Source organism: Streptomyces sp. NPDC028711 (assembly GCF_055565415.1).
On the sequence record NZ_JBVHUJ010000010.1, the window covers coordinates 17755 to 42809 of the forward strand.

22 protein-coding genes and 1 pseudogene are annotated in these 25055 nt (G+C 73.6%); 9 read left to right on the forward strand and 14 right to left on the reverse strand.

Translation table 11 applies throughout. The features are described from left to right. Positions 1-39 precede the first annotated feature (39 nt). On the forward strand, positions 40-309 hold the full coding sequence (locus tag ACZ4VK_RS27300; protein WP_468357308.1) for a hypothetical protein: 270 nt from the start codon (positions 40-42) through the stop codon (positions 307-309). On the opposite strand, the gene ACZ4VK_RS27305 is transcribed toward ACZ4VK_RS27300, so the two are convergent. The 3 genes from ACZ4VK_RS27305 to ACZ4VK_RS27315 form a co-directional block, all read right to left on the reverse strand. Beyond that, a complete protein-coding gene (locus tag ACZ4VK_RS27305; RefSeq protein WP_468357311.1) occupies positions 257-1024 on the reverse strand; it encodes an SDR family NAD(P)-dependent oxidoreductase in 768 nt (255 codons plus the stop codon). The genes ACZ4VK_RS27300 and ACZ4VK_RS27305 overlap by 53 nt on opposite strands. A 16-nt stretch (positions 1025-1040) precedes the next feature. Beyond that, on the reverse strand, positions 1041-1877 hold the full coding sequence (locus tag ACZ4VK_RS27310) for an Fpg/Nei family DNA glycosylase (RefSeq protein WP_468357314.1): 837 nt from the start codon (positions 1875-1877) through the stop codon (positions 1041-1043). 386 nt (positions 1878-2263) lie between these two features. After that, complete coding sequence (locus ACZ4VK_RS27315) at positions 2264-6913, reverse strand: Lhr family ATP-dependent helicase (protein ID WP_468357317.1); 4650 nt, start codon at positions 6911-6913, stop codon at positions 2264-2266. 98 nt (positions 6914-7011) lie between these two features. On the opposite strand from ACZ4VK_RS27315, the gene ACZ4VK_RS27320 reads away from it, so the two are divergent. From ACZ4VK_RS27320 to ACZ4VK_RS27330, 3 genes are all read left to right on the forward strand, one after another. Continuing rightward, positions 7012-7830, forward strand: coding sequence for an AraC family transcriptional regulator (locus ACZ4VK_RS27320; RefSeq protein WP_468357320.1), 819 nt, complete (start codon positions 7012-7014; stop codon positions 7828-7830). A 96-nt stretch (positions 7831-7926) separates the two neighbouring features. Further along, positions 7927-8670: an AzlC family ABC transporter permease gene (locus tag ACZ4VK_RS27325; protein ID WP_468357323.1), complete on the forward strand. Its 744-nt coding sequence runs from the start codon at positions 7927-7929 to the stop codon at positions 8668-8670. Beyond that, positions 8667-8975 (forward strand): AzlD domain-containing protein, encoded by a 309-nt coding sequence (locus ACZ4VK_RS27330; RefSeq protein ID WP_468357326.1) that lies wholly within the window; start codon positions 8667-8669, stop codon positions 8973-8975. The genes ACZ4VK_RS27325 and ACZ4VK_RS27330 overlap by 4 nt, the downstream gene beginning before the upstream one ends. Before the next feature lie 96 nt (positions 8976-9071). On the opposite strand, the gene ACZ4VK_RS27335 is transcribed toward ACZ4VK_RS27330, so the two are convergent. Further along, the gene (locus ACZ4VK_RS27335) at positions 9072-10001 is read right to left on the reverse strand and encodes a hypothetical protein (protein WP_468357329.1); all 930 of its coding nucleotides are present in this window, start codon (positions 9999-10001) and stop codon (positions 9072-9074) included. 79 nt (positions 10002-10080) lie between these two features. On the opposite strand from ACZ4VK_RS27335, the gene ACZ4VK_RS27340 reads away from it, so the two are divergent. Further along, positions 10081-10275: a DUF3046 domain-containing protein gene (locus tag ACZ4VK_RS27340; protein ID WP_468357332.1), complete on the forward strand. Its 195-nt coding sequence runs from the start codon at positions 10081-10083 to the stop codon at positions 10273-10275. 101 nt (positions 10276-10376) lie between these two features. Continuing rightward, positions 10377-11666 (forward strand): AI-2E family transporter, encoded by a 1290-nt coding sequence (locus tag ACZ4VK_RS27345; RefSeq protein WP_468357335.1) that lies wholly within the window; start codon positions 10377-10379, stop codon positions 11664-11666. A gap of 9 nt (positions 11667-11675) precedes the next feature. On the opposite strand, the gene ACZ4VK_RS27350 is transcribed toward ACZ4VK_RS27345, so the two are convergent. The 5 genes from ACZ4VK_RS27350 to ACZ4VK_RS27370 all read right to left on the reverse strand — a co-directional run bounded on the left by ACZ4VK_RS27350 (position 11676) and on the right by ACZ4VK_RS27370 (position 17775). Further along, positions 11676-12455, reverse strand: coding sequence for a cytochrome d ubiquinol oxidase subunit II (locus ACZ4VK_RS27350; protein ID WP_468357337.1), 780 nt, complete (start codon positions 12453-12455; stop codon positions 11676-11678). A 73-nt stretch (positions 12456-12528) separates the two neighbouring features. Continuing rightward, entirely contained in the window at positions 12529-13830 is a 1302-nt protein-coding gene (locus ACZ4VK_RS27355) for a cytochrome ubiquinol oxidase subunit I (protein ID WP_468357340.1), read from the reverse strand. Positions 13831-14017: 187 nt separating this feature from the next. Then, positions 14018-14686 carry a response regulator gene (locus tag ACZ4VK_RS27360; RefSeq protein WP_468357343.1) on the reverse strand — a complete coding sequence of 223 codons (669 nt, stop codon included), beginning with the start codon at positions 14684-14686 and terminating at the stop codon, positions 14018-14020. Next, positions 14683-15927, reverse strand: coding sequence for a sensor histidine kinase (locus ACZ4VK_RS27365; RefSeq protein ID WP_468357346.1), 1245 nt, complete (start codon positions 15925-15927; stop codon positions 14683-14685). Before ACZ4VK_RS27365 ends, ACZ4VK_RS27360 begins: the two co-directional genes overlap by 4 nt. Before the next feature lie 135 nt (positions 15928-16062). Continuing rightward, complete coding sequence (locus tag ACZ4VK_RS27370; protein ID WP_468357349.1) at positions 16063-17775, reverse strand: IucA/IucC family protein; 1713 nt, start codon at positions 17773-17775, stop codon at positions 16063-16065. A gap of 41 nt (positions 17776-17816) precedes the next feature. On the opposite strand from ACZ4VK_RS27370, the gene ACZ4VK_RS27375 reads away from it, so the two are divergent. Then, positions 17817-19355: an IucA/IucC family protein gene (locus tag ACZ4VK_RS27375; RefSeq protein WP_468357352.1), complete on the forward strand. Its 1539-nt coding sequence runs from the start codon at positions 17817-17819 to the stop codon at positions 19353-19355. A gap of 75 nt (positions 19356-19430) precedes the next feature. On the opposite strand, the gene ACZ4VK_RS27380 is transcribed toward ACZ4VK_RS27375, so the two are convergent. Beyond that, positions 19431-19997, reverse strand: a complete 567-nt coding sequence (locus tag ACZ4VK_RS27380; RefSeq protein ID WP_468357355.1) for a hypothetical protein — start codon at positions 19995-19997, stop codon at positions 19431-19433. Positions 19998-20244: 247 nt separating this feature from the next. Here ACZ4VK_RS27380 and recA point away from each other — a divergent pair, with 247 nt between their 5' ends. Both recA and recX read left to right on the forward strand, forming a co-directional pair. Beyond that, entirely contained in the window at positions 20245-21381 is a 1137-nt protein-coding gene (gene recA, locus ACZ4VK_RS27385) for a recombinase RecA (protein ID WP_468357358.1), read from the forward strand. Next, a pseudogene (gene recX, locus ACZ4VK_RS27390) lies at positions 21368-21952 on the forward strand (recombination regulator RecX); the annotation flags it as partial. The gene recA and the pseudogene recX, both read left to right, overlap by 14 nt. Before the next feature lie 64 nt (positions 21953-22016). Here recX and ACZ4VK_RS27395 read toward each other — a convergent pair. The 4 genes from ACZ4VK_RS27395 to ACZ4VK_RS27410 form a co-directional block, all read right to left on the reverse strand. Further along, entirely contained in the window at positions 22017-22424 is a 408-nt protein-coding gene (locus ACZ4VK_RS27395) for a rhodanese-like domain-containing protein (RefSeq protein WP_468357361.1), read from the reverse strand. Continuing rightward, entirely contained in the window at positions 22421-22987 is a 567-nt protein-coding gene (locus ACZ4VK_RS27400) for a cupin domain-containing protein (RefSeq protein WP_468357364.1), read from the reverse strand. The genes ACZ4VK_RS27395 and ACZ4VK_RS27400 overlap by 4 nt, the downstream gene beginning before the upstream one ends. Before the next feature lie 94 nt (positions 22988-23081). Continuing rightward, positions 23082-23168, reverse strand: coding sequence for a putative leader peptide (locus ACZ4VK_RS27405; protein WP_311605579.1), 87 nt, complete (start codon positions 23166-23168; stop codon positions 23082-23084). Between the two features lie 54 nt (positions 23169-23222). Then, a complete protein-coding gene (locus ACZ4VK_RS27410; protein WP_468357367.1) occupies positions 23223-24917 on the reverse strand; it encodes an FAD-dependent monooxygenase in 1695 nt (564 codons plus the stop codon). Positions 24918-25055 lie beyond the last annotated feature (138 nt).

Below are 25055 nucleotides of genomic sequence, written 5' to 3' on the forward strand. Positions count from 1 at the left end.
GTGATCCTGCCGGTCTAGCGTCGACCGCAGGAGGCGGCCATGGTACGGCGACGGATACCGCCGGTGACGCTCGCGCTCATCGCGATCGGGCTCGCGGCCGGTGGGCTCTGGTGGTGGGCGGTGCTGCGGCTGGTGCTTGTGCCGGGAGAGGCCGGGCCGGTCGAGGGCACGGTCGCCGCCGGAGGGTGGGGCCTGAGCCTGCTGCCGGTGCACGTTGCCGCCTCTTCGGGGCGGCGGGGCCTGATCGCCCGGCGGGTCACCAGGGCATCGCGACGCCGCCGTTGGGGCGCAGGATCTGGCCTGTCGTGAACGCCGAGGCATCCGAGGCGAGATGCAGGACCGCGTGTGCGATGTCCTCGGCCTCTCCCACCCGCCCCAGCGGTGAGTGACGGATCATCGCCGCCTCCACCTGTCGCTGAGCGGCAGGTTCATGGCGGTCCGTCATGGGGGTGCGGATCCAGCCCGGAGCGACGGCGTTCACCCGGATGCCGTACCGGCCCGCCTCCGTCGCGAGCGTCTTCGTCAGCTGGACGACGGCCGCCTTCGTGACGCTGTAGCAGAGAAGGCCGGGGCTCGCGGTGTCCACCGCCCCCGAGGCCATCGTCACGATCGAGCCCGGGATGCCGGCGGCGATCATCGAGCGGGCCGCTTCCTGGCAGGCGTACAGGACGCCCTTGAAGTTGACCGCGAAGACCCGGTCGAGGTCCTCGTCACGGGTCTCCAGGACCGGGCTCGTGTGCATGATTCCGGCGATCGCGGCCATGACGTGGAGGGGGCCCGCCGCGTGGACGGCGGCGGCGAGGGCGGTCCGGTCGGTGACGTCCAGGGTGTGGGCGTGCGCGGTGCCGCCCTCGCGGGCGATGAGGGCCGCGGTCTCCTCGACGCCCGGCCCGTCCCGGTCCGCGCAGTGGGTCGTGGCGCCGGCCCGAGCGAGGAGAACGGCTGTCGCGCGGCCGATGCCGCCGGCGGCGCCGGTGACGAACGCGGTGCGGCCGGTGAGGTCGTACGCGGGGAGAGTCGTCATGCCCGGACGGTACGAGTCAATCTGACGGGGCGTCAATTGGTGGGTTGTCGTTGTCGTTGTTGTCTTCGTTGTCCGGGCCCTGTTGGCAGGCGGGGCACCAGTACGTGACCCGGTCACCGAGCTCCGCCTTGCGGATCGGGGCGCCGCAGCGCAGACAGGGGCGGCCCTCGCGGCCGTAGACGTGCAGCGGGGTGCCGGGGTGACGAGCGGTGGTCGTGCGCCGGCCGGGGCGGTCCTTGTTCGCCTCCAGGAGGCGGTGCGCGGTCACGACCAGGCGGGCGGGGACTCCAGGGGCGAGGTCACCGACGGGCAGCCAGGGGGTGACGCCGGCGAGGAAGGCGAGCTCCGACTTGTACACATTGCCGATGCCGGCCAGGTTCCGCTGGTCGAGCAGGGCCTCGCCGAGCGTCCTCGCCGGGTCGGCGGTGAGCCGGCGTACGGCCTCCTCCGGGTCCCAGTCGGGGCCGAGCAGATCAGGGCCGAGGTGGCCCACCACGTCGGGCTCGTCGGTGGTGCGGATCAGTTCGAGGACCGGGAGGCGGTAGCCGTACGCCGTGGACTGCTCGTTGCCGAGGATCGCCCGGATCTGGTGCTCGGGGCCGCCGCGCGGGCGCTCCCCGGTGGCGTACACCCGCCAGGCGCCGTCCATCCGCAGATGCGAGTGGAGGGTGAGGCCGCCCTCGATCCTGGCCAGCAGGTGCTTGCCGCGGGGGGTGACGTCGAGGAGCGTGCGGCCGGTGAGGTCGGCGGTGGCGAAGCGGGGCACGCGGAGGTCCGCGCGGGTGAGGACCCGCCCGGCGAGTGCGGTGTGCAGGAGGTGGGCGGCCTGCCAGATGGTGTCTCCTTCGGGCACGGGTCCATTTTGGGGGGTGGGTGGGGGTGGTGCTGGGTGGGCGGTGCCGGATGCCGTTGTGTGGTGGCTGGCCCGGGCCTGTCCACGCCACCCCCGTGTGGGCATTCGTCCCGCTGGGGCGGGACGGGTGGGCACACGGGACGGCGCCCTTCGGCGGGCGTCTCCGCCCCTTGTGCCTGGACCCGCACCGGACTGTGCGCCGTACATCGGGTGCGGGTTCGGGCGCGGAAGCCTAGGCCCGGCAGGGGGCGCCGTCCGTTGTGCCCACCCTCCCCCAGACTCCGTCCGGGGGGACCCCCACGCCCCAGCGGAACGATTGCCCACAACGGGGGTCGGTGGGATCGGTGGTCGCGACGCCGGTGCCTCGGTGGGGCAGGTGGCCGCAGTCAGGGGCGGAGGCGGAGGCCTCTTGGGGTGGCTAGGAAGCCTGCTGATTCCAGGGGGCGGGACAGGGGGGACGTCAGGGCTGTCGTGCCGTTGACGCGTTCCACCGTGACCGTGCCCAGCGTGCCCGCGCGCGCCGACGCCGCCAGCGCTTCGGCCGCCGCCTTCAGGGCTGGGTCGTCCGGGTCCGACGGCCAGGAAAGGAGCGTCTTGCCGCCGCGCTCCATGTAGAACGTGAGCTCGCCGTCGACGAGGACCACCAGCGCGCCCGCCTTGCGCCCCGGCTTGTGTCCGGCGCCCGTCGGCGGCTCGGGCCAGGACAGGGCCGCCCCGTACGCGTTCGCCGGATCGGCCGCCGCCAGGACCAGCGCGCGCGGGCCGGTCGCCGCCTCCACGCCCCGGTCGCGGGCGGTCGCCGCGGCCCGCAGTCGGTCCACCGCGCCGTCCATCGCGAACTGGGCCGCGCCGAGGCCTTCCACGACATAGCCGCGGCGCGCCTGGCCGCTGTCCTCGAAGGCGGCCAGGATCCGGTACGTGGCCGAGAAACCGCCCTCCACGCCCTCGGCGGCCACAGCGCCCCGGGTGACCACCCCGTGCCGGTCGAGGAGGGTACGGGCGAGCGCGTGTGCCCGGTGCGTCGGCTCCGGTTCCAGCGGGGGCAGCAGCGACCAGCGGCCGGAGACCGTGGGCGGGCCCGTACGGGAGACGGGGCGGGCGGCCGCCGTCAGCGTGCCGTACCGGCCGCGCGGGACCGTGCGCCGCGCCCGGTGGGCGGTGGAGCCTGCCGTACGGCCCGAGCCGAGGAGCGAGCGGAGCGGCGCCAGGGTGTCGTTGGTGAGCCGGCCCGACCAGGCGAGCTCCCAGACGGCGTCGGCGAGCTGCGGGTCCGTCGCGTCCGGGTGGGTGGTGGCCCGGATCTGGTCGGCGATCTGGCGGAAGAACAGGCCGTACCCCCCGGAGAGGGTCGTGAGCACCGACTCGTGCAGCGCCGACAGCTCCAGCGGATGCGGCGGCGGGAGGAGCAGCGGCGCCGCGTCCGCGAGGTACAGCGAGACCCAGCCGTCCTTGCCGGGCAGCGAGCCCGCGCCCGCCCAGACCACCTCGCCGGTGGTCGTCAGTTCGTCGAGGAGCCCCGGGGCGTAGTCCCGGACCCGCGACGGCAGGATCAGTTTCTCCAGGGCCGAGGCGGGGACGGGCGCGCCCTGGAGCTGCTCGATCGCGCGGGCGAGGCCGTCGATGCCACGCAGGCTGTTGCCACCCAGGTGCTGCCACTGCGGCAGGAAGGTGGCGAGCGCGGCCGGGGGCACCGGCTCCAGCTCCTGGCGCAGGGCGGCGAGGGAGCGGCGGCGCAGTCGGCGCAGGACCGTGGCGTCGCACCACTCCTGGCCGATGCCGGAGGGATGGAACTCGCCCTGGACGACCCGACCGGAGGCGGCCAGCCGCTGGAGCGCCCCGTCGGTGACGGCCGCGCCCAGACCGAGGCGGGCGGCGGCCTGGGAGGAGGTGAAGGGGCCGTGCGTGCGCGCGTACCGCGCGAGGAGGTCGCCCAGGGGGTCCTTGACGGGCTCCGTGAAGGCCTCGGGCACGCCGACCGGCAGGGCCGTGCCCAGGGCGTCCCTGAGCCGGCCCGCGTCCTCGATCGCCGCCCAGTGCTCCCGCCCGCCGATCCGCACCCGGATCGCACGGCGCGCGCTCCCGAGCTCGGGCGCCCAGCCGGCCTCCGCGCCGCGCTCGACCAGCTCGGCGTCGGTGAGCGGACCCAGGACGCGCAGCAGGTCGGCAACCCCCTCCACGTCCTTGATCCGCCGGTCCTCCGTCAGCCACTGGAGCTCCCGCTCAAGGTCGGTGAGGACGTCGGCGTCCAGCAGTTCGCGCAGCTCCGCCTGGCCGAGGAGCTCGGCGAGCAGCCGGGAGTCCAGGGAGAGCGCGGCCGCCCGCCGCTCGGCGAGCGGGGAGTCGCCCTCGTACAGGAACTGCGCCACGTAACCGAAGAGCAGGGAGCGGGCGAAGGGGGACGGTTCGGTGGTGGTGACCTCGACCAGCCGGACCCGGCGTGACTCGATGTCCCCCATCAGCTCCGTCAGGCCGGGGAGGTCGAAGACGTCCTGGAGGCACTCGCGGACGGCTTCCAGGACGATCGGGAACGAGCCGAACTCGCTCGCCACCTGGAGGAGCTGGGACGCGCGCTGCCGCTGCTGCCAGAGCGGGGTGCGCTTTCCCGGGTTCCGCTTGGGCAGCAGCAGGGCGCGTGCGGCGCACTCGCGGAAGCGGGAGGCGAACAGCGCGGAGCCGCCCACCTGGTCGGTGACGATCTGCCCGATCTCACCCTTGTCGAAGAGGGCGTCGGCGGCGCCGACGGGCGCCTTGTCGGCGTCGTACGTGGTGTCGAGGTGTCGGCCGGGGTCGACCGGTTCGTGGTCGAGGAGGTCGAGGCCCATGTCCAGGCCCATCAGGTCGGCGTCCGGGAGGCGCAGCACGATGCCGTCGTCCGCGTGCATCACCTGCGCGTCCATGCCGTACCGCTCGGCGAGCCGCGCGCCGAGCGCCAGCGCCCACGGGGCGTGCACCTGCGCGCCGAACGGGGAGTGGATGACGACCCGCCAGTCCCCGAGCTCGTCACGGAAGCGCTCGACCAGGATCGTCCGGTCGTCCGGCACGTGACCGCAGGCCTCGCGCTGCTCCTTGAGGTACGCCAGGACGTTGTCCGCGGCCCAGGCGTCCAGGCCCGCGGCGAGCAGCCGCAGCCGCGCGTCGTCGTCGGCGAGGGCGCCGACCTCACGGAGGAACGCGCCCACCGCGCGCCCCAGTTCGAGCGGCCGGCCCAGCTGGTCGCCCTTCCAGAACGGCAGCCTGCCCGGCACACCGGGAGCCGGGGAGACGAGCACCCGGTCCCGGGTGATGTCCTCGATCCGCCAGGAGGTGGTGCCCAGCGTGAACACGTCGCCGACCCGCGACTCGTACACCATCTCCTCGTCGAGCTCGCCGACCCTGCCCCCGCCCTTCTTGGGGTCCGAGCCCGCGAGGAACACCCCGAACAGGCCACGGTCGGGGATCGTGCCGCCCGAGGTGACGGCGAGCCGCTGCGCGCCCGGCCGCCCCGTGACGGTCCCGGCGACCCGGTCCCAGACCACGCGCGGGCGCAGCTCGGCGAAGGCGTCCGACGGGTAGCGGCCGGCGAGCATGTCGAGCACGCCCGTGAACGCCGACTCGGGCAGCGAGGCGAAGGGCGCCGCCCGGCGCACCAGGGCCAGGAGGTCGTCCACCTGCCAGGTGTCGAGAGCGACGATGGCGACCAGCTGCTGCGCGAGGACGTCCAGCGGATTGGCGGGGATCCGCAGCGACTCGATCGCGCCGGAACGCATCCGCTCGGTGACCACGGCCGCCTGCACCAGGTCCCCCCGGTACTTGGGGAAGACCACGCCCGTCGACACCGCGCCCACCTGGTGCCCGGCGCGGCCCACCCGCTGCAGCCCGGAGGCCACCGAGGGCGGCGACTCGACCTGCACGACGAGGTCGACCGCACCCATGTCGATGCCCAGCTCCAGACTGGAGGTGGCGACCACGGCGGGCAGCCGGCCCGCCTTCAGGTCCTCCTCGACCTGGGCGCGCTGCTCCTTCGACACCGAGCCGTGGTGGGCGCGGGCGAGCAGGGCGGGGGCACCCTGCGCCGCCCCGGACTGGGCCATGATCTCGGCCGGGGGGACCGTGTCGGGGAGGGGTTCGCCGGTCGCCCGCTCGTACGCGATCTCGTTGAGCCGGTTGCAGAGGCGCTCGGCGAGACGGCGGGAGTTCGCGAAGACGATCGTGGAGCGGTGGGCCTGGACGAGATCGGCGATCCGCTCCTCGACGTGCGGCCAGATCGACGGCTTGTCGCCGCCGTCCTTGCCCTCGGAGGCGGGGGAGCCGCCCAGCTCGCCCATGTCCTCGACGGGGACGACGACGGAGAGGTCGAACTCCTTGCCCGACGGCGGCTGGACGATCTCCACGGCACGCCCCGGCGACAGATAGCGGGCCACCTCGTCCACCGGGCGGACCGTGGCCGAAAGGCCGATCCTGCGCGCGGGGCGGGGCAGCAGCTCGTCGAGCCGCTCCAGGGACAGGGCCAGGTGGGCGCCCCGCTTCGTGCTCGCGACCGCGTGGACCTCGTCCAGGATGACCGTCTCGACGCCCGCGAGGGCCTCGCGGGCGGCGGAGGTCAGCATCAGGAACAGCGACTCGGGCGTGGTGATCAGGATGTCCGGCGGCCGGGTCGCGAGCGACCGGCGCTCGGCGGCCGGGGTGTCGCCGGACCGGATGCCGACCCGCACGTCCGGCTCGGGCAGCCCGAGCCGCACCGACTCCTGCCGGATACCGGTCAGCGGCGAGCGCAGGTTCCGCTCGACGTCCACGGCGAGCGCCTTCAGCGGCGACACGTACAGCACGCGGCAGCGCTTCTTCGGCTCGGCCGGCGGCGGCGAGGAGGCCAGCCGGTCCAGGGAGGCGAGGAAGGCGGCCAGCGTCTTGCCCGAGCCGGTGGGAGCGACGACGAGGACGTCGGAGCCCGCGCCGATGGCCTGCCAGGCGCCCTCCTGCGCCGCCGTGGGCGCGGTGAAGGCCCCGGTGAACCAACCACGGGTCGCGGGGGAGAACGAGTCGAGCGCGGACCTGACCATGCCCCCCATCGTGCACCCGACCACTGACAACCGCCCGGACCTGGGGATATTCGGACGCCGCCACGGCGACGCCAGAGGCCCTGTCGCAGAATGGAGACATGACGAGCGGGGAGCGGGCACGGTACTGGCAGTACGCCGAGCTGCCCGGGGTCGACCTGCTGCACGCCCACTACATCCGCAAGGCCTTCGCCCGGCACACCCACGAGACCTTCGTCTTCGCCGCGATCACCGAAGGCGTTGAGGCCTTCCACTACCGCGACGAGCTCGTCCACGCCGCCCCCGGACAGATCGCCCTCGTCAACCCCGACACCCCGCACACCGGCCACGCGGGCGTGCCCGAGGGCTGGACGTACCGGACGATCTACCCCGACGCGGAGATCGTCCGTTCCATCGCCGCCGACACGCTCTCCCTGCGCGGCTCGGTCGGCTTCACCGCGCCCGTCGTCGACGACCCGTACGCCGCCCGGCTCGTCGTCGGCGTCCACCGGGCCGCCGAGGAGGGCAACGCGCTCGCGGCCGACAGCCTGCTCCGGCTTGTCACGGCCCGCATGCTGCGCAGTCACGGCGGGATCGTCACCCCGCTCCCGCCCCGCTCGGCGGGCGGCCGGAACGCGGCACGCGCGCGTGCCGTCCTGGAGGACCGTATGGTCGACCCGCCGACCCTGGAGCGGCTCGCGGGAGACCTCGGCACCAGCCCCTTCGCCCTCCTCCGGGCCTTCAGGGACGCGTACGGGATGCCCCCGCACACCTGGCTCACCGACGCGCGCGTACGGCGGGCCAGACAGCTCCTCGACGCCGGGACGCCCCCTGCGGAGGCGGCCGCCGTCGTCGGCTTCACCGACCAGTCGCACCTCAACCGGCACTTCACCCGCAGTGTCGGGGTGCCGCCGGGGGCGTACCAGCGCGCGCGACGCTAGGGGGTGTCTTGCCGATCAGGGTCGGACAGGCCCGGGGGAACGGCGGCGCAAGAACGTACAAGACCGGGCCGCCGGCTCCGCCGTAACGTCCCTGACGTGGCAGAACAGACAGCATCCCCCGTCATACGCGACAGCACACCGGCCAAACCCGACGCGGCCGTCGTCCGCGACGCCCTCGGTGTCGGCATCGCCGTCGGCCTCTCCGGCTTCGCCTTCGGCGTGACCTCGGCGGGCTCCGGGCTCAGCGTCCTCCAGACCTGTGTGCTCAGCCTGCTCGTCTTCACCGGCGCCTCGCAGTTCGCGCTGGTAGGAGCGCTCGCCGCGGGCGGCAACCCGTTCACGGCAGCCGCCGGTGCCTTCTTCCTCGGCACCCGCAACGCCTTCTACGGGCTGCGGCTCTCCCAGCTCCTGGCCCTGCCGAAGGCCGTCCGGCCGTTCGCCGCCCACTGGGTGATCGACGAGACCACGGCGGTCGCCCTCGCCCAGCCGTCACGCCGGGCCGCCCGCGTCGGCTTCACCGTCACCGGTCTCACGCTGTACGTCCTGTGGAACGCGACCACCCTGCTGGGGGCGCTCGGCGCCGAGGCGATCGGCGACACCGCCGCCTGGGGGCTCGACGCGGCAGGACCCGCCGTCTTCCTGGCCCTGCTCGCCCCCATGCTGAAGTCGGCGACCGAGCGGGCCACCGCCGGGATCGCCGTCCTGCTCGGCCTCGGGCTGCTGCCCGTGCTGCCGGCGGGGGTTCCGGTCCTCGCGGCGGCCCTCGCCGCACCCACGGTCCTCTGGCTCCAGGGTCGCCGCCGCACCGCCCCGGCCGGACGAGAGAAGGACTCCCGATGAACGTGTGGATCGCGATCGGCCTCACCGCCGCCGGCTGCTACCTGGTCAAACTGCTCGGCCTGCTCGTACCCGCCGGAGCGCTCGAGCGGCCGCTCGTCCAGCGGCTCGCCGCCCTGCTGCCCGTGGCGCTGCTCGCCGCACTCACCGCCCAGCAGACGTTCGGCGCGGGCAGCACCGTCGTCCTGGACGCTCGCGCGGCCGGACTCGCCGCGGCTGCCGTCGCGCTCGTCCTGCGAGCACCTTTCCTGGTCGTCGTGGGCGCGGCCGTCGCCGTCACGGCGGGGGTACGGGCCCTGGGCTGGTGACGGGGGCGCCCCGGGGTCGGCTCGTGACGGCCGCGCCCCGGGCCGGCCGGCGACAACCGAGCCCCTGGGCCCACAGCGACGGCCGGGTCTCCCCGCTCAGTCGACGGGGCGGCCGTGGGCCCGCAGGATACGCAGGGCCTCGACGGTGACGATCGGCCGCGACTCCAGGGCCGTGCCCGGGGCCCAGGCCCGCCAGCGGATCGGCCATCCGCCGTCCTCCTGCTGGTCGGCCGCGAGCCGGTCGAGGGAGCGGGCCATCTCCTCCTCCGTGAACCAGCGGGCGGCCAGTGAGTCCGGCACGCGCGCGTAGTCGTGCGGGAAGTGCAGCTCACCCGGCGCGTAGCCCTCGGCCACGGGGTAGTCCTCCTCCCGGTCCGGGTCCAGGACGGCGAGCCGCTGCTCGCGGACCAGACGTCCGAGGCGGTCGGCGGCCACCACGGCCCGCGAGCGGTCCGGGGCCCCGTCCAGGAAGGCGACGGCTGCCTCGATCTCGTACGGATGGGTCTTCTCCAGCGACTCCACCTCCGACCAGCAGAACTCGGTGGCCCGGAACAGCCACGCGTGCCACACCTGGTTGCGGTGCAGCAGTCCCACCACCGGGCCGGTCGTCAGCAGGGCGCTCGGCGGGGAGTCGACGACCGGGATGAACGGAGCGGACGGGTACGCGCGCTGGGACGGGTGGATCGCCGGGAGGGCGCCGTCGTGGGTGGACACGTCGGTGAGGTACCGGCAGATCCGCTCCACGCGCAGCCCGCCGCAGCGGCCGATGGAGTCGAGGACCCGCAGGGCGTGCGCGGTGTGCAGGGGCTGGCTGACCGGTCCGCGGAGATCGGGGTCGAGCGCGTGGCCGTAGCCGCCGTCCTCGTTGAGGTACGCCGTGAGGGCCGTCTCCACCTGATCCGCGCCGCCGCGCAGGAAGTGGTAGGCGAACCTGCGCTGTTCGAGGACACGGGCCGTCAGCCAGATGAAGCGCTCGGCGCGGGCCAGGGGGGTCGCGGGCGGGGAGGGGAGGGGTTTTTCGGCCATGCTCCGACCGTAGGGCGGAACGAGGCGGTGACAAGGGTTACGGAGCGGGCTGCACTCTTGGGAGCGGGATACTGGGGTCATGCGGTTGACGATTTTCTGGGAGCGGATGGCGGACCACTTCGGTGAGTCCTACGCCGAGTCCTTCGCACGGGACCATGTGATGACGGAGCTCGGGGGCCGGACGGTTCGCGAGGCGCTGGACGCCGGCTGGGAGGCGAAGGACGTGTGGCGGGCGGTCTGCGCGGCCGTCGACGTACCCGCCGACAAGAGGTGACCGGCGGACGGTACGAGGACCGGCCGGTGAGGTGAGAGGTGGCCGGAGGGGATGTCCGGGGTCCCGGGGGGAATGTCCGTGCGGTGCGCGAGACTGACGGGGTGGCCCCGACTGACGACACCGAGACGACCGACCTGACGGCTTCGACCGATGTGACGGCACCGACCGCTTCCGTGGCCTCGGCCGACAGAGGCGACGGCGGTGACGGCAGAGGCGGTGGCGAGGCGTCCGTCGCGGCCGGCGGTCCGGCCGCCGGGATGCCGCGCTGGCTGCCCCGCGCGATGGTCCTCGCCCTCGCGCTCTACGCCTGTTTCCTCCTGGGCAACTGGGCCTTCCACCAGCTCGTCGGCCTCCTCGTCAACATCCTGCTCGCCTTCTTCCTCGCCCTCGCCATCGAACCGGCGGTCGGCCGGATGGCCGCGCGGGGGATGCGCCGTGGCCTCGCCACCTTCCTCGTCTTCCTCGCGGTCCTCGTCTTCAGCGTCGGCTTCGTCGTCCTGCTCGGCTCGATGCTCGCCGGCCAGATCGTGGACATGGTCGAGAACTTCCCCAAGTACCTCGACTCGGTGATCAAGTGGATCAACCAGACGTTCCACACGGACCTGTCGCGGGTCGAGGTCCAGGACAGCCTCCTGAGCTCCGACTGGCTGCAGAAGTACGTGCAGAACAGCGCGTCCGGCGTGCTCGACGTCTCCGCCACCGTCCTCGGCGGCCTGTTCCGGCTCCTGACGATCTTCCTGTTCTCGTTCTACTTCGCCGCCGACGGGCCCCGGCTGCGGCGCGCCCTCTGCTCCGTCCTGCCGCCCGCCCGGCAGGCCGAGGTGCTGCGGGCCTGGGAGATCGCGGTCGACAAGACGGGCGGCTATCTCTACTCGCGCGGTCTCATGGCCCTCATCTCGGGCGCCGCGCACTTCGTGCTCCTGGAGATCCTGGACGTGCCGTACGCGCCCGCGCTGGCGGTGTGGGTCGGACTGGTCTCGCAGTTCATCCCCACCATCGGCACCTATCTGGCCGGCGCGCTGCCGATGCTGATCGCCTTCACCGTGAACCCCTGGTACGCGCTGTGGGTGCTCTGCTTCGTCGTGACCTACCAGCAGTTCGAGAACTACGTGCTCCAGCCCAAGCTCACCTCCAAGACCGTGGACATCCACCCGGCGGTGGCCTTCGGCTCGGTCATCGCGGGGACGGCGCTGCTCGGCGCCGTCGGCGCGCTGATCGCCATCCCGGCCGTCGCCACCCTCCAGGCCTTCCTCGGTGCCTATGTGAAGCGGTACGACGTGACCGACGATCCGCGCGTCCACGGTCACCGCAGATACGGCGAGGCGGTCGTGGCCCGGCTGCAGAAGGCCCTGCACCACAAAAAGGAGACCAGCGCACCCGAGGACGAGTGAGCCCCCGGCTCAGAGGTACGAGGGACGGGTGACCCGGTGCCGGAAGGTGTGCCAGATCCACGCCTGCACGGCCACGAGCAGCGGGGTGACGCACAGCAGGGCGGGCACGAGCAGACCGAGCGTGGAAGGGGCCGCCGCCCGTTCGGCGAGCGGGAGCGCGGTCCCCGCCCAGAGCGGAAGGCCGCCCAGCAGGACCGCGGTGAGCGCGAAGGACTGCCAGGGGCGGCCGGTGTGTCCGACGAGCCGGCGGGCACGCTCGTACGGCAGTCCCGTGAGCCGGAGCGTGGCGAAGCCCAGCCCGTGCGCGGCGAACAGGGCGGCCACGGCGAGCGCGGTGAGGACGGCCGTGGGGCCGGTCGCGGTCGTGTACAGCCGCCCGGTGAGGAGGGCCGCGAGCAGCCACCCCCAGGACAGCGCGACGGTCCAGCTGCCGCACGTCACGGCTCCGTCGCAGGCCGCGCGCCAGCGCGGACCCGGGCCGCGGCCGCGCGACCAGAGTCCCGCGTCCCGGACGATCCAGCCGGTCAGCAGGGCTACGACGGCCGGGACCTGACCGCTCAGCAGGTCTCCTTCGAGCGCCGGGAAGCAGCCCACGAGGATGCCGGCGGTGGCGACGAGCCAGACCTCGTTGCCCAGGAAGAAGGGTGCGAAGGAGGCGAGGACGAGCCTCCGCTCGCGGTCGCTCCGGCCGAGCCAGGGGGTGAGCATGCCGGTGCCGACGTCCGCCCCGGCGAGGACGAACCAGCCCGCCGCGAAGAAGGCGAGCAGGGCGATGGCCAGGGTCTCCACGGGGGCTCCTCGGGCTTTTCCTCGGGCGATACGGGCGATACGGGGGATACGGCGGGATGTCGGGGGGCTCGGCTCAGTAGCGGGGCGCGGGGAGCGCCGCGGACGGGTCGGGCGCGCCGTTCTCCTCGCCCTCGGCGGGCCGCTCGTCGTGGCCGAGGCCCGACTCGACGGGGCCCCGGCGGGCGTGCCGGGTGAGGAGCCAGGCGTTGAGGAGGGCGAGCAGGACGAAGACCGTGGTGAAGACGGTGAGGGACAGGCGCATGGTGCCGGGGGAGAGGTCCGAGACCGCGTCCTCCGTCCTGAGGAGCCCGTACACCACCCAGGGCTGCCGGCCCGACTCCCGGAAGACCCAGCCGCTGATCATCGCGAGGTACGGCAGCGGCACGGCCGCCATCAGGACGAGATGCCAGAGCCGGAACCGGAAGACGACCTTCTTGAAGGAGGCCAGGATCACGCCGGCGAAGCACAGGTACATCATCAGGGCGAAGCTGATGAGCATCAGCAGCGCGCCGCCCCGGGTCCACGCCTCCGAGGGCACGTAGTCACCCGGGCCGAAGCGCTCCGTCAGCTCCGCCTGGACCCGCGCGACCTCGGCGGCCTGCCCGCCGAACACGGCCGACTTCATCGGCTGGAAGGCGTCCAGGACGGCGAACTGCACTCCGCCGAAGACAGCGGTCACCATCAGCGCGGGCGCCGAGAGGAACACCCCGATCCGCAGGCTGCGCCCGAAGAACTCCCACTCGGGGCTCCGCCGGAAGAGGTGGTACGCGCTCACCCCGGCCATGAAGAAGCCCGCCGTGAGCAGCGCCCCCGCGAGCACGTGCCCGAAGGCGAGCAGCGCGGAGGGATTGGTCAGCACCGCCACCGGGTCGTCCAGGACGAGTTCGCCGTGCTCGGAGCCGTAGCCGACCGGGTGGTTGAGGAAGCCGTTGGAGACGAGGATCCAGTACGCCGACAGACAGGCGGTGAGGACGACGATCCAGATCGCGGCCAGATGCGCCCAGCGGTTGAGCCGGTTCCACCCGAAGATCCACAGGCCGAGGAAGGTCGACTCGACGAAGAACGCCACGATCGTCTCCACGGCGAGCGAGGCGCCGAGGACGTTCCCCGCCTCATGGGTGAGCCCGCTCCAGGCCATGCCGAACTGGAACTCCATCACGAGACCCGTGACGATCCCGACCGCGTAGTTGATCACGTACAACTGGCCCCAGAAACGCACCATGCGCGCGTCCAGCGGCTTCCGGCCGAACGTGGCCTTCGTCTGGAGCACGGCGACGACCGTCGCGAGCCCCAGGGTGAGGGCGACGAAGAGGAAGTGGCCGCCGGCGGTGAGGGCGAACTGCAGCCGCGCGAGATCGAGTACGTCCTGGTTCACCCGTACAGCGTCGGCGTACGGTCAGCGGCCCGGCGTCAGCCCCCGGTGGACACCGGCCGTACCCCAGCGGTTGCGCCGGCCCACGCGCGCGTACTCCCTGAGTCGCGACAGCGGGCGCCGATCCCCTACGGGTCGGGCAGCGGAACGGGTCACGTCGGCCGGCCCGGCGCGATCACCCCGGAACGGGTCAGGCCAGCCAGCCCGGCGTGATCATCCCGGACTCGTACGCCAGGATCACCAGCTGCGCCCGGTCGCGCACCGCCAGCTTGGTCATGATCCGGCTGACATGGGTCTTCGCGGTCGCGGGGGAGAGGACGAGCCGGCCGGCGATCTCGTCGTTCGAGAGTCCGGCGCCGACCAGACCGAGGACCTCGCGCTCCCGCTCCGTGAGGGCGTTGAGCCGGGGGCTCGGATCGGGCTGCCGATCGGCCCGGCCCGCGAACTCGGCGATCAGACGGCGCGTCACCGCCGGGGCGATCAGGGCGTCGCCGCGCGCCACCACCCGTACGGCATGCAGCAGTTCCATCGGCTCTGTGTCCTTCACGAGGAAGCCCGACGCGCCCGCGCGCAGCGCCCCGTACACATGGTCGTCCGCGTCGAAGGTGGTCAGGATGACCACCCGTACCCCTGCGAGCCGCTCGTCCGCGGTGATGCGGCGGGTGGCCTCCAGGCCGTCGAGCACCGGCATGCGGATGTCCATCAGGACCACGTCCGGGCGCAGTTCGCGGGCGAGCCCGATCGCCCGCTCCCCGTCCCCGGCCTCGCCCACGACCTCGATGTCCTCCTCGTCGGAGAGGATCGACCGGAAGCCGGCCCGGACCAGGTTCTGGTCGTCGGCGAGCACGACACGGATCATCGGGGGTCCCCCTCGGACACGGTGGGTACGGACAGCGGCAGCCGGGCGTCCACCAGGAAACCGCCGTTGTCCCCATTCTCCGCGGTCAGCTCGCCGCCGAACGCCCGGGCCCGCTCCGCCATGCCCCGGATGCCGCTGCCCGGCGGCCGCCCCTCCGGCGCGCCCCCGCCGTCGTCCTCGATCCGCAGGCGTACCGCCTCCGCTCCCCAGTCGAGGGTGATGCGGACGGTCCCCGCGCCCGCGTGGCGGGTGACGTTCGTCAGCGACTCCTGCACGATCCGGTACGCGGCCAGGTCGACGGGCGGCGGCAGGGGCACGGGCGCGCCCGTGGACTCCGTACGGACGTCGAGACCGGCACTCCGGGCCCGCTCGGCCAGATCGCCGAGGAGCGCGAGGCCGGAGGAGGACGGGGCGGTCGGCGTGGGCTCGTCGGCGCGGCGCAGCACCCCGAGGGTCGCCCGCAGCTCCCGCAGCGCGTCCTTGCTGGTGGCCTTCACCGCCTCCAGGGCCTCGGTGGCGGTGGCGAGCCCGGCTTCGGGGGCGGGCCCCTTGCCGAGCCGGTGCAGCGCCGCTCCGGACTGGACGTTGATCAGCGAGATGCTGTGGCCGAGCACGTCGTGCACCTCACGGGCGATCCGCAGCCGCTCCTCGGTGGCGCTCTGCCGGGCGCGGGCCTCCTGCTCCCGTTCGGCGGCGCGCGCCCGCTGCTCCACCTCGTGCAGATAGGCGATCCGGGTGCGCTGGGCCCGGCCCACCGCGACGAGGCTGATCAGCCAGCCGGCCAGCATCGCGAGCGCGGTCTCGTCGATCTGGCGGTGGCCAGGCTGCTGCCGGATCTCCCCGACGCCCACCGCGAGCAGGGTGACGGCGGCGAGCGCGACGGCGGCGACGAACCGGCCCTCGGCGGCGGTCGTGTACAGCGCGAGCGCGAAGGCGATCATGAGCGGGCCGTCCTGGGCGGACAGCGGGTAATAGACGACGCAGGCGAGCAGCGTGACGACGGCGACCGCGACCGGCTGCCGCCGACGGAAGTACAGCGCCCCGCACCCGACCAGGATGAGCGCCCAGCCGAGCACTGTACGGACCACGGGCTCGCTCGTGTACCGCGCGGAGACGAGGGTCCACACGGCGACGACGACCAGCACGACACCCGCCACCAGGGCGTCGGCGGCCCTCGGCGAACGACGCTCGCGGGGGGACCGGCCGGGGGAACGGCCCTGGGAACGGAGCGGGAGGGGCATGCGTCGAAGGATAGGCGGGGGGTCGTTCCGGGGCGGTACGCGCGCGGGGGTGGGGCGGGCGCTGAACGGAACCGGAAGGGTGTGCGGAGTCGTGGCTACGGGTTCCGTAGCTACGGGTTCGGCTGCGGGCTTCGGCTACGGAACGTGCCCGGTCCGGACGTTCGTCAGCGGGTTGGGGACGGGGAGGTAGTGCGGGGCCGTCGCCTCCGCGCCGATCCAGCGGGAGAGCAGGTTGGCCTTGCCGGGGAGGGTCGGGGAGTCGAGCAGGTCCTTGACGTCGGGAAGGGCCGGCAGCCGCCCGCCCCGCTCGAACTCGGCGCGGGCCAGGGCCCACAGAGCGGCTCCTGAGCCCGGGAAGCGGTGGGTGAGGGCGCCGGCGACCTCGGAGAGGTTGTTGACGACGAGGCAGTAGACGAGCCTCCGCCAAGCCGCCGCGCGGGGCATCGGCGGGACCGTCTTGGCACCCTCCGCGTCGCGGAAGACGGACTGGACGGGGGTGCCTTGAGCGTCCACCGCGACCAGCGTGTTCTGCAGGTGGCACTCCACGACGACGCCGAAGCGCGCGAACGCCTCCAGGACGGGCGCCACGACATACCGCAGATAGGCCGACCACCAGGGCAGGGGATCGGCGATCCGGTCGAGGGGGTTGCCGGGGAAGCCCTCGGCGAGCGCGGCGGCGAGGACGGCCGTCGAACCGGGGACCAGATGCCGGTCGAGACCGTCCCGGACGACCACGGCGCAGGTCTCGAAGAGGCCGTCCACCGTGCGGTAGCCGCGGTCGCTGAGCCAGGCCGCAGGACCGTCCATGGCCGCGAAGGCGGCGGTGACGAGCGGATCGGTGCGGCGCACGTGGAGCAGCTCGTGCCGTCGCATCCGGCGGACGTCGTTGGTGATCCGTACGTCGAGGCTGAACTTCAGGAACAGGTCCCCGCCGTCCCGGGAGCCGTCCCCCGGCACGTGCAGGGTGCGCACCGAAGCCGTCGGCCGCGCGGACCGTGGTGTGACGCCCAGGCGGACGAGGCGGCCCTCGGCGAAGGCGGCACGCACGCGCGTGGCCCCTTCGGACAGTTCGAGCTGCCAGGGATGGGCGGGAAGCAGCCGGTAGCCGGGTGGAGCCTCGCCCAGGGCGTCCAGGGCCCGGGTGTCGCCGTCCTCGACGACCGCGTCCTCGCGTACGCCGAGGAGGACGAGCGGGAACTGGGCGTACGCCTCGGGGGCGTAGCGCAGCCAGGCGGCAGGGGGGCCGCCGCTGGTGCGCGCCTTGGGGGCCGGGTGGCACGGGTGGCCCATGACCAGTGCCTGTTCGGAGCGCAGCCAGGGATCCTCGGGCGGTGCCGTACGGGCGCGCGCGGCGAGCACGGCCCGTACGGCGCTACGGCTCGCGGCCATCTCGGCGGCCAGGGCGGGATTGGGCCGCCCGGTGGAGGCGTGCATCTCCCGGACGGCGAGGTCGACGAGCCCGGCGTGGCACAGGGGCCGCCAGGCGCGCCCGGTCCACAGCTCGGCGTCGGAGGGGCGGTGGCCGGGGCGGACGCGCAGGAGCCGGCCGCTGACGCGCAGGCGGTGGACGGTGTAGTCGGTGGATCGGTCAGCGGAGGGGTCGCCGGAAGGGGGCGCCGCACGGTCCACCGACCGGCCCGCCGCACGGTCCACCGCCCGGCCCGCTCCCCCCGCCGCCAGGTCGGTTGCCGGGTCGTCCGCTGCCCCCGCCGTCGCGTCCGCCGTCGCGTCCGCCGCCGAGTCTGTTGCCGGGTCCGTCGCCGGGTCCGTCGCCTCGCGGAGCAGGCAGTTCAGCAGGGGTGTCACCGCCAGGGCGTCGGCGGCCCGCGTGAGTCTGTTCATCGACATCAGTATGTGTGGATTGCGTTCGACTGCGATAGAACATCCGCATGTGCCGAACCGTCGCGGAGCGCACCCTCGCCGCCGAGCTGGACACCGTCCGGCCGGGCCTGACGGCCGCGTACGTCGCGGAGCTTCCCGGTGCCAGGGCCGCGGTGCTGACCCGGCTCTGGCGCGGTCTCGTCCACGAGCCGCTTCCCTGGGTCGCCGCGCGCACGGCCGGCCGTGAAGGCGTCACGCTGCGCCTGGCCGACGGGCGGTGTCTGCGCGGCCCGCACTCGGACCCCTGGGCGACGGCGGCCTCGGTGTCCGCGCTCGGCCTCGACGGGGTCCGGTACGACCACCCGGCCGAACTGGTGACCGCCCTCGCCGTGCCGGGAGGCGACCGAATGGCCGCCGAGCTCGACCACAGTGCCGCGTCGCTCGCCCTCTCCCGCACGGCGCCTCGGCGAGAGGCGCCGCCGGTCCACCCGTGGGAGTGGGAGCAGGGGGAGACCGACGGGCATCCGTACCATCCGGGCTGCCGCTCCCGGCCCGGGTTCTCCGCCGCCGAGCAGCTGGCCTACGCGCCGGAGCACCGGCCCGTGGTCGCCCTGCGCCTTGCCGTGGTCGAGGGGGCGGCGGTGTCGGGGGAGTGGCCCCGCGAGCTTCGTGACGGCGCCGCCGTGCTGATCCCCGTCCACCCCTGGCAGGCCCGGCACGTCCTGTCCGGCCGGCTGCTGCGACCCGGCCCTGCCGGACACCCCCTGCTCTCGCTCCGTACGCTCGACATCGGCGGCGACACGCATGTCAAGACGTCGCTGAGCACGCGGCTCACCTCGGCCGTGCGGGACATCTCGGAGTACACCGTCACGCACGCCGTCGCGACCTCCGACTTCGTCGAGCGGCTCGTCCGCCGGCTCGACGGGCGGCTGCGCGTCGCCCGCAACCTGGCGGTGGCCGGGGCGGGGACGGCCGACCTGGCGGCGCTCCTGCGCGAGTCACCGCAGGTCCACGCGGACGCGGCGGCCGGGGAGAGGGTCGTTCCGGTGGCGGCCCTTCCCGCGCTCCTCGCGTCCCGTGCGCCGGAGGAACGCCTTGACCGAGCCGTCGAATTCGCGCGGCTGGCCCTCGGGGCGTGCCTGGAGCTGCTGGACCTCGGAGTGGCGCTCGAGGCGCACGGACAGAACCTGCTCGCCGTCGTCGACGCCGACGACCGGGCCCGGCGCCTCGTCTACCGTGACCTCGCCGACATCCGCATCAGCCCCGCCCGGCTGGCCCGGCACGGGATCCCGGCACCGCCGGTGAGCGGCCGGCTCCTGAACGACGACCCGGCCGTACTCCGCCGCAAGGTCCTCGGCAGCCTGGTCACCGGTGCGCTGGGCCCGCTGGCCGGTGACGCGCCGACCCTCGGCACGATCCTGGAGGCGGCCACCCGCGACCTCACCCCTACCCCCGACCTGTACGCCCTGCGGACGGAACCGCTCCCGGCGAAGGCACTCACCCTGATGCGTCTGGAGCCGAACGGCGGCGACCTGTGGATGGGGCTCCCGCACCCCTCGGGGGCCGGGGTCGGAGTCGGGGCCCGTTGGGCCGGCCCCGGAGCGTGAGCGCCGCAGGGGACGGGGACGGCGTTCCGACCGCGGACCGGGCTGACGACCGCCGGCGGCGTCGCGTACGGCAGGTCACTGTCCGTCGGTGATGTAGTAGTCGTCCTTGAGGTACTCCAGGGTGTAGCTGCCGAGGTCGCTCTCGGTGAAGGTGGCGGAGGACCTGACCGCTTCGAGCGGCATCTCGATCTTGTCGAGGGTGCGCACGACGACGCGCCCCGGATCGACCGTCGCGGTCTGCAGGGCCTTCTTCTGCGCCGGTGAAATCATCTGGAACACGATGACGTACGTCGACGTGCAGGGACCGAATCCCTGGTCCTCTGCCTTCTTCGCGCCCGGCCCGGCCACTTCGCAGACCGTATCGATGTCCTCACGCCCGAGGCCGTGGAGGTACTGCTCGTACCGTTGGATCGCGCGCTCTTTCGTCCTGGGCGCAGGCTGGTTGCCTGGAGGGGCGGCCGACGGCTTCTCGGCGCCATCGGACGCGGACGGCGCGGCCGACGGCCCTTTCCCCGAGGTGGGCGAGGGCGACTGCGAAGGTGCCGCGGCCGCGTCCTCCTTCGCTTTCCCCGGACCGCACGCGCCCGCCGCCAGCACCACACACGCCGATACCGCCGCGCTCACGATCGCCCGCGTCTTCATCAGATCCCCTTCACCCGCCGAGTGCACCATCAGGACTTCACGCAGGATCCGGGAGAGCGGTTCCCGATGGCGTGGTGCGCTTGACACTTAAATCGAACATCCATTCTCATGGGAGTCCGGCCCTGGGAATCGCGGGGTTGTCGGCGAGTTGTCCACAGGCCGGAGGGGACGTCGGGGCCCATTGTCAGTGGCAGGGGTTAGCGTCTTTCACATGAAGCGATCGACTCAAGCAAACCGGGTGGAACCCATGGCAGGAACCGACCGCGAGAAGGCGCTCGACGCCGCGCTCGCACAGATTGAACGCCAATTCGGCAAGGGCGCCGTGATGCGCATGGGTGACCGCGTCCAGGAGCCGATCGAGGTGATCTCCACCGGATCGACCGCCCTCGACATCGCCCTCGGCGTCGGTGGCCTGCCCCGCGGCCGTGTCGTGGAGGTCTACGGGCCGGAGTCCTCCGGCAAGACGACCCTGACCCTGCACGCCGTGGCCAACGCCCAGAAGGCCGGCGGCCAGGTGGCCTTCGTGGACGCCGAGCACGCCCTCGACCCCGAGTACGCCAAGAAGCTCGGCGTCGACATCGACAACCTGATCCTGTCCCAGCCGGACAGCGGCGAGCAGGCCCTCGAGATCGTCGACATGCTGGTCCGCTCCGGCGCCCTCGACCTGATCGTCATCGACTCCGTCGCCGCGCTCGTCCCGCGTGCGGAGATCGAGGGCGAGATGGGCGACTCGCACGTGGGTCTGCAGGCCCGACTGATGAGCCAGGCGCTCCGGAAGATCACCGGCGCGCTCAACCAGTCCAAGACCACCGCGATCTTCATCAACCAGCTCCGCGAGAAGATCGGCGTGATGTTCGGCTCGCCGGAGACCACGACCGGTGGCCGCGCCCTGAAGTTCTACGCCTCGGTGCGCCTCGACATCCGCCGTATCGAGACCCTCAAGGACGGCACGGACGCGGTCGGCAACCGCACCCGCGTCAAGGTCGTCAAGAACAAGGTCGCGCCCCCGTTCAAGCAGGCCGAGTTCGACATCCTCTACGGCCAGGGCATCAGCCGCGAGGGCGGTCTGATCGACATGGGCGTGGAGCACGGCTTCGTGCGCAAGGCCGGTGCCTGGTACACGTACGAGGGCGACCAGCTCGGCCAGGGCAAGGAGAACGCCCGCAACTTCCTGAAGGACAACCCCGACCTCGCCGACGAGATCGAGAAGAAGATCAAGGAGAAGCTGGGCGTCGGCGTCCGGCCCGAGGCCGCGAAGGCCGAGCCGGGGGCGGACGCGGCGGTCGCCGCCGACGCGGCCGGCACGGACGACGCCGCCAAGAGCGTCCCGGCACCCGCGAGCAAGACCGCGAAGGCGACCAAGGCCACCGCGGTCAAGAGCTGAACCGGTGACCGGTCGCACCGAATGGCCGGGTGACAGCTCCGACTCGTCGAGGGCCGAGAAGCAGCTGTCACCCCAGGATCCGGCTGAGCGGGCGCGGGCGATCTGTCTGCGCCTGCTCACCGGGACCCCCCGCACGCGCAAGCAGCTCGCCGACGCGCTGCGCAAGCGGGAGATCCCCGACGAGGTGGCGGAGGAGGTCCTCTCCCGCTTCGAGGACGTCGGGCTCATCGACGACGCCGCCTTCGCGGGGGCGTGGGTGGAGTCCCGTCACCACGGCAGGGGCCTCGCCCGCCGGGCTCTCGCCCGTGAGCTGCGGACGAAGGGCGTCGAGCCGACCCTCATCCAGGAGGCGGTGGAGCAGCTCGACTCCGAGCGGGAGGAGGCCACCGCGCGCGAGCTCGTGGCCCGCAAGCTGCGCGCCACCCGCGGTCTCGACCGCGACCGGCGTCTGCGGCGGCTCGCCGGGATGCTCGCCCGCAAGGGGTATCCCGAGGGCATGGCCCTCCGCGTCGTCCGCCAGGCGCTGGAGGCCGAGGGCGAGGACACGGAAGGCCTCGACGAATCCTTCTGATCCCCCCCGTGGGGGAGGGGATCAGCTGTCGACCGTCGTGCCTCAGGCGCAGCTGGGGCGGACCTCAGTCGGCCGTGCCCGGGAGGAGAACCGGGAGGCCCTCGCTCTTCCAGGCCTGGAAGCCGCCGATCAGGTCGGTCGCCCGGTGGAGGCCGAGGCGGCGCAGGGACTCGGCCGCGAGGGAGGAGGCATAGCCCTCGTCGCAGAGGACCACCACCCGGAGGTCGTGGCTGTTCGCCTCCGGCGCCCGGTGGCTGCCCCGGGGGTCCAGCCGCCATTCCAGTTCGTTGCGCTCCACCACCAGTGCGCCCGGGATCAGGCCGTCCCGTTCCCGCAGGGCCGCGTAGCGGGTGTCCACCAGGAGCGCCTCACCCGCCTCGTACGCCTCATGGGCGGCCCGGGGTCCGATTCGGTCGAGGCCCGCCCTGACCTGCTCCAGCAGCTCGTCGATGCCCAGGCGTTCGTCGCTCACTGCCAGTCCTCCGGGCGCTCGACCTGCTCAAGACGGAGGACCGCGCCCGTCCGGCTGAACCGCCGGATCAGCGGCAGCGGCGGATGGTAGGCGTGCACCGACACCGCGTGGGTGTCCGGTGACTCGTTGAGCACCTCGTGCACGTGGTGCGTGCCGAAGGCGCGGCTCCCGCCCTCGCCGAGGCGGCGGGAGCGGTCGAGCCCGTCGGCCAGCTCCAGGGTCTTCCAGCCGCTCGCCGGCAGCCGGACGGCGAGCGCGTTCTCGGTCAGGGTCCCGCGCGCGGTGGCGAAGGCGCCGAGGGACTCGGCGTGGTCGTGCCAGCCGGTGCCGGTGCCGGGCGGCCAGCCGATGAGCCAGGCCTCGCTGCCGCCGGGGCCGTCGAGCCGTACCCAGGTGCGGCCCTCGGGGTCGAGCGGCAGGGAGTCGACCAGTTCCCGGTCCGCCGCCGTGCGCCGCACGAAGTCGAGCAGCTCGGCGGCCGTCGGAGCGTTGGAGGAATCGACCGGAGACGGAGAGGGGGAGGGGGAAGGAGCGGGAGAAGGCGCGGGAGTGCGTGGAGACACGGGTGACCGTCCTGAGGTTCGCGAAGAGCGCGCGGCGGCACACGGCACACGGGGGGTGTGTCAGTGGCGGGGCGCGCGCGGGGAGAGGGCGAGATCAGCAGGAGGGGCGACACACGCAGCCCGCATAGCGGACGAGGTCCATATGGACCCTCCGCCACAGGCGCACATCGGTGTCGGTCACGTTCCGGAGTACACCATGCGCGCCTGTGGGAATCAATGCGTGTCTGCCGTGTGGTCAGCTCTTGGCGGCGGACACCTCGGCCGCGACCTCGGCGTCCACGTCCGGCTCCGCCCCCGCCTCTGCCTTCGTCTCGGCCTCGGGGGTCGCCGAGCCGCCGCGGGCCGCGTCCGCCGCCGCGTACAGCTCCTCGGGGCGTACCCCGGAGAAGGCAGCGACGAGGTGCCCGTCGGGCCGTACGAGCAGGACGGCGTGGGCCGGAGCGCCCGGGTACGCCTCGGTCACCAGGATCTCCGCCTTCGCCGGGAGCCCGCGCACCGCCTCGTCGAGCCGGGGCATCAGCCCCGCGCCCTGCCAGTGCCGCCGGTCCCACACCCCGGTGCCGGGAGCGACCAGGAGGACCAGGAGGCGGCCCTGACCGAGCCGGTCCCTGAGCCGTACGGTCGTGCCGTCGGGGGCGGTCACACGGACGTCCTCGACGGGCGCGCCCACCGGCGTGCCCACGGGGGTCAGGCCCTCGGTGTACGGAGGCGCGAGGGGGGAGTGCGGGTACGCGGGGGGCGCGCCGAGCGGCCCGCGCCCCACGTGGCCGTCGGTGAGGAGGGCGTCGTGGCCGCGCGTGGCCCCCGGGAGGTACGTCCGCAGCCCACCGCCGCCGCGGAGCACGGGCAGTGACTGGTCCGCCGCGCGCAGCCGGTGGGCGACGGCGGAACGCCGCTCGCTCTGGTAGCTGTCCAGAAGCCGTTCCGAGGCGCCGTGGTGCCAGGTGTGGGCGAGCTTCCAGGCGAGGTTGTCCACGTCCCTGAGCCCCTCGTCGAGGCCCTGGGTCCCGACCGCGCCGAGCAGGTGGGCCGCCTCCCCGGCGAGGAGGACCCGGTCGACCCGCCAGCGGCGGGCGAGCCGGTGGTGCAGGGTGTGGACGCCGGTGTCGATGAGTTCGTACGGGGGAGTGACGCCGTCGCACCAGCCGGCCAGGGTCTCGCGGATCCGGGCGACGAGCGCGTCCGGGGTGACCAGGTCGCCCCGGGGCGGCAGCAGCCAGTCGATCCGCCACACCCCGTCGGGCAGCGGGCGGGCGGTGATCTCCTCGGGAGCGCCCCGCCACGGCGGCTGACGGTGCAGCAGGGCCTCGCCCGCCCAGGGGAGTTCGGTGCGGAGCGCGGCGACCGCGTGCCGTTCCACCGCCGTACGGCCGGGGAACCGGATCCCGAGCAGCTTGCGTACGGTCGAGCGGGCGCCGTCGCAGCCGACGAGATGGCTGCCGCGCCACCAGGTGCCCGCCGGGCCCCGGGTGTGGGCGACGACCCCGTCCGCGTCCTGCTCGATGGTGTCGAGCCGTGCCTCGGTGACGAGCCGGATCAGCCGCTGGTGGGCGATGGCGTCGCGCAGCCCGCGCGCGAGGGCGTGCTGGGGGATGTGCAGCGGCGCGGCCGGGGCGGAGGGCTCGTCGGGGTCCTCGGACCACTCCTCCGTACCGCCGAGGCCGAGGTCGAGTTCGAGGTGGCGCACCAGCTGGCGGCGGCGCATACCGCGCCAGCCGACCCAGCGGACCCCCTCGTCACGGAGGGTGGTGCAGCCGAGCCGCTCGACCATGGCGGCCATGTCGGCGCGGAGGACGACGCTCCGGGCGGGGCGGAGCTCCTCCTTGCCGGAGCCCTCGTCGAGGACGACGCTGGGCACGCCCTGCGCGGCGAGCGCGAGGGAGAGCGCGAGGCCGACCGGCCCCGCGCCCACGATGATCACCGGGTCCACGGCGCGGCTCCTGAAGGCCGGACGGTCATGGGGGCAGCACAGCTGAGTGTGGCACGAGCCCGGTGCTTGATCACAGACCGTATGCAACCCACTGAGGGTGCTTGCGTCAAGCGACGGGGTGGGCGCGGTGCGGCCGAC

What these genes read in the sequence shown, in the direction of transcription:
- ACZ4VK_RS27300 (WP_468357308.1), top strand. Translation starts at nt 40, where the DNA reads ATGGTACGGCGACGGATACCGCCGGTGACGCTCGCGCTCATCGCGATC.
- ACZ4VK_RS27305 (WP_468357311.1), bottom strand. Translation starts at nt 1,024, where the DNA reads ATGACGACTCTCCCCGCGTACGACCTCACCGGCCGCACCGCGTTCGTC.
- ACZ4VK_RS27315 (WP_468357317.1), bottom strand. Translation starts at nt 6,913, where the DNA reads ATGGTCAGGTCCGCGCTCGACTCGTTCTCCCCCGCGACCCGTGGTTGG.
- ACZ4VK_RS27320 (WP_468357320.1), top strand. Translation starts at nt 7,012, where the DNA reads ATGACGAGCGGGGAGCGGGCACGGTACTGGCAGTACGCCGAGCTGCCC.
- ACZ4VK_RS27330 (WP_468357326.1), top strand. Translation starts at nt 8,667, where the DNA reads ATGAACGTGTGGATCGCGATCGGCCTCACCGCCGCCGGCTGCTACCTG.
- ACZ4VK_RS27335 (WP_468357329.1), bottom strand. Translation starts at nt 10,001, where the DNA reads ATGGCCGAAAAACCCCTCCCCTCCCCGCCCGCGACCCCCCTGGCCCGC.
- ACZ4VK_RS27340 (WP_468357332.1), top strand. Translation starts at nt 10,081, where the DNA reads ATGCGGTTGACGATTTTCTGGGAGCGGATGGCGGACCACTTCGGTGAG.
- ACZ4VK_RS27360 (WP_468357343.1), bottom strand. Translation starts at nt 14,686, where the DNA reads ATGATCCGTGTCGTGCTCGCCGACGACCAGAACCTGGTCCGGGCCGGC.
- ACZ4VK_RS27365 (WP_468357346.1), bottom strand. Translation starts at nt 15,927, where the DNA reads ATGCCCCTCCCGCTCCGTTCCCAGGGCCGTTCCCCCGGCCGGTCCCCC.
- ACZ4VK_RS27370 (WP_468357349.1), bottom strand. Translation starts at nt 17,775, where the DNA reads ATGTCGATGAACAGACTCACGCGGGCCGCCGACGCCCTGGCGGTGACA.
- ACZ4VK_RS27375 (WP_468357352.1), top strand. Translation starts at nt 17,817, where the DNA reads ATGTGCCGAACCGTCGCGGAGCGCACCCTCGCCGCCGAGCTGGACACC.
- ACZ4VK_RS27380 (WP_468357355.1), bottom strand. Translation starts at nt 19,997, where the DNA reads ATGAAGACGCGGGCGATCGTGAGCGCGGCGGTATCGGCGTGTGTGGTG.
- recA (WP_468357358.1), top strand. Translation starts at nt 20,245, where the DNA reads ATGGCAGGAACCGACCGCGAGAAGGCGCTCGACGCCGCGCTCGCACAG.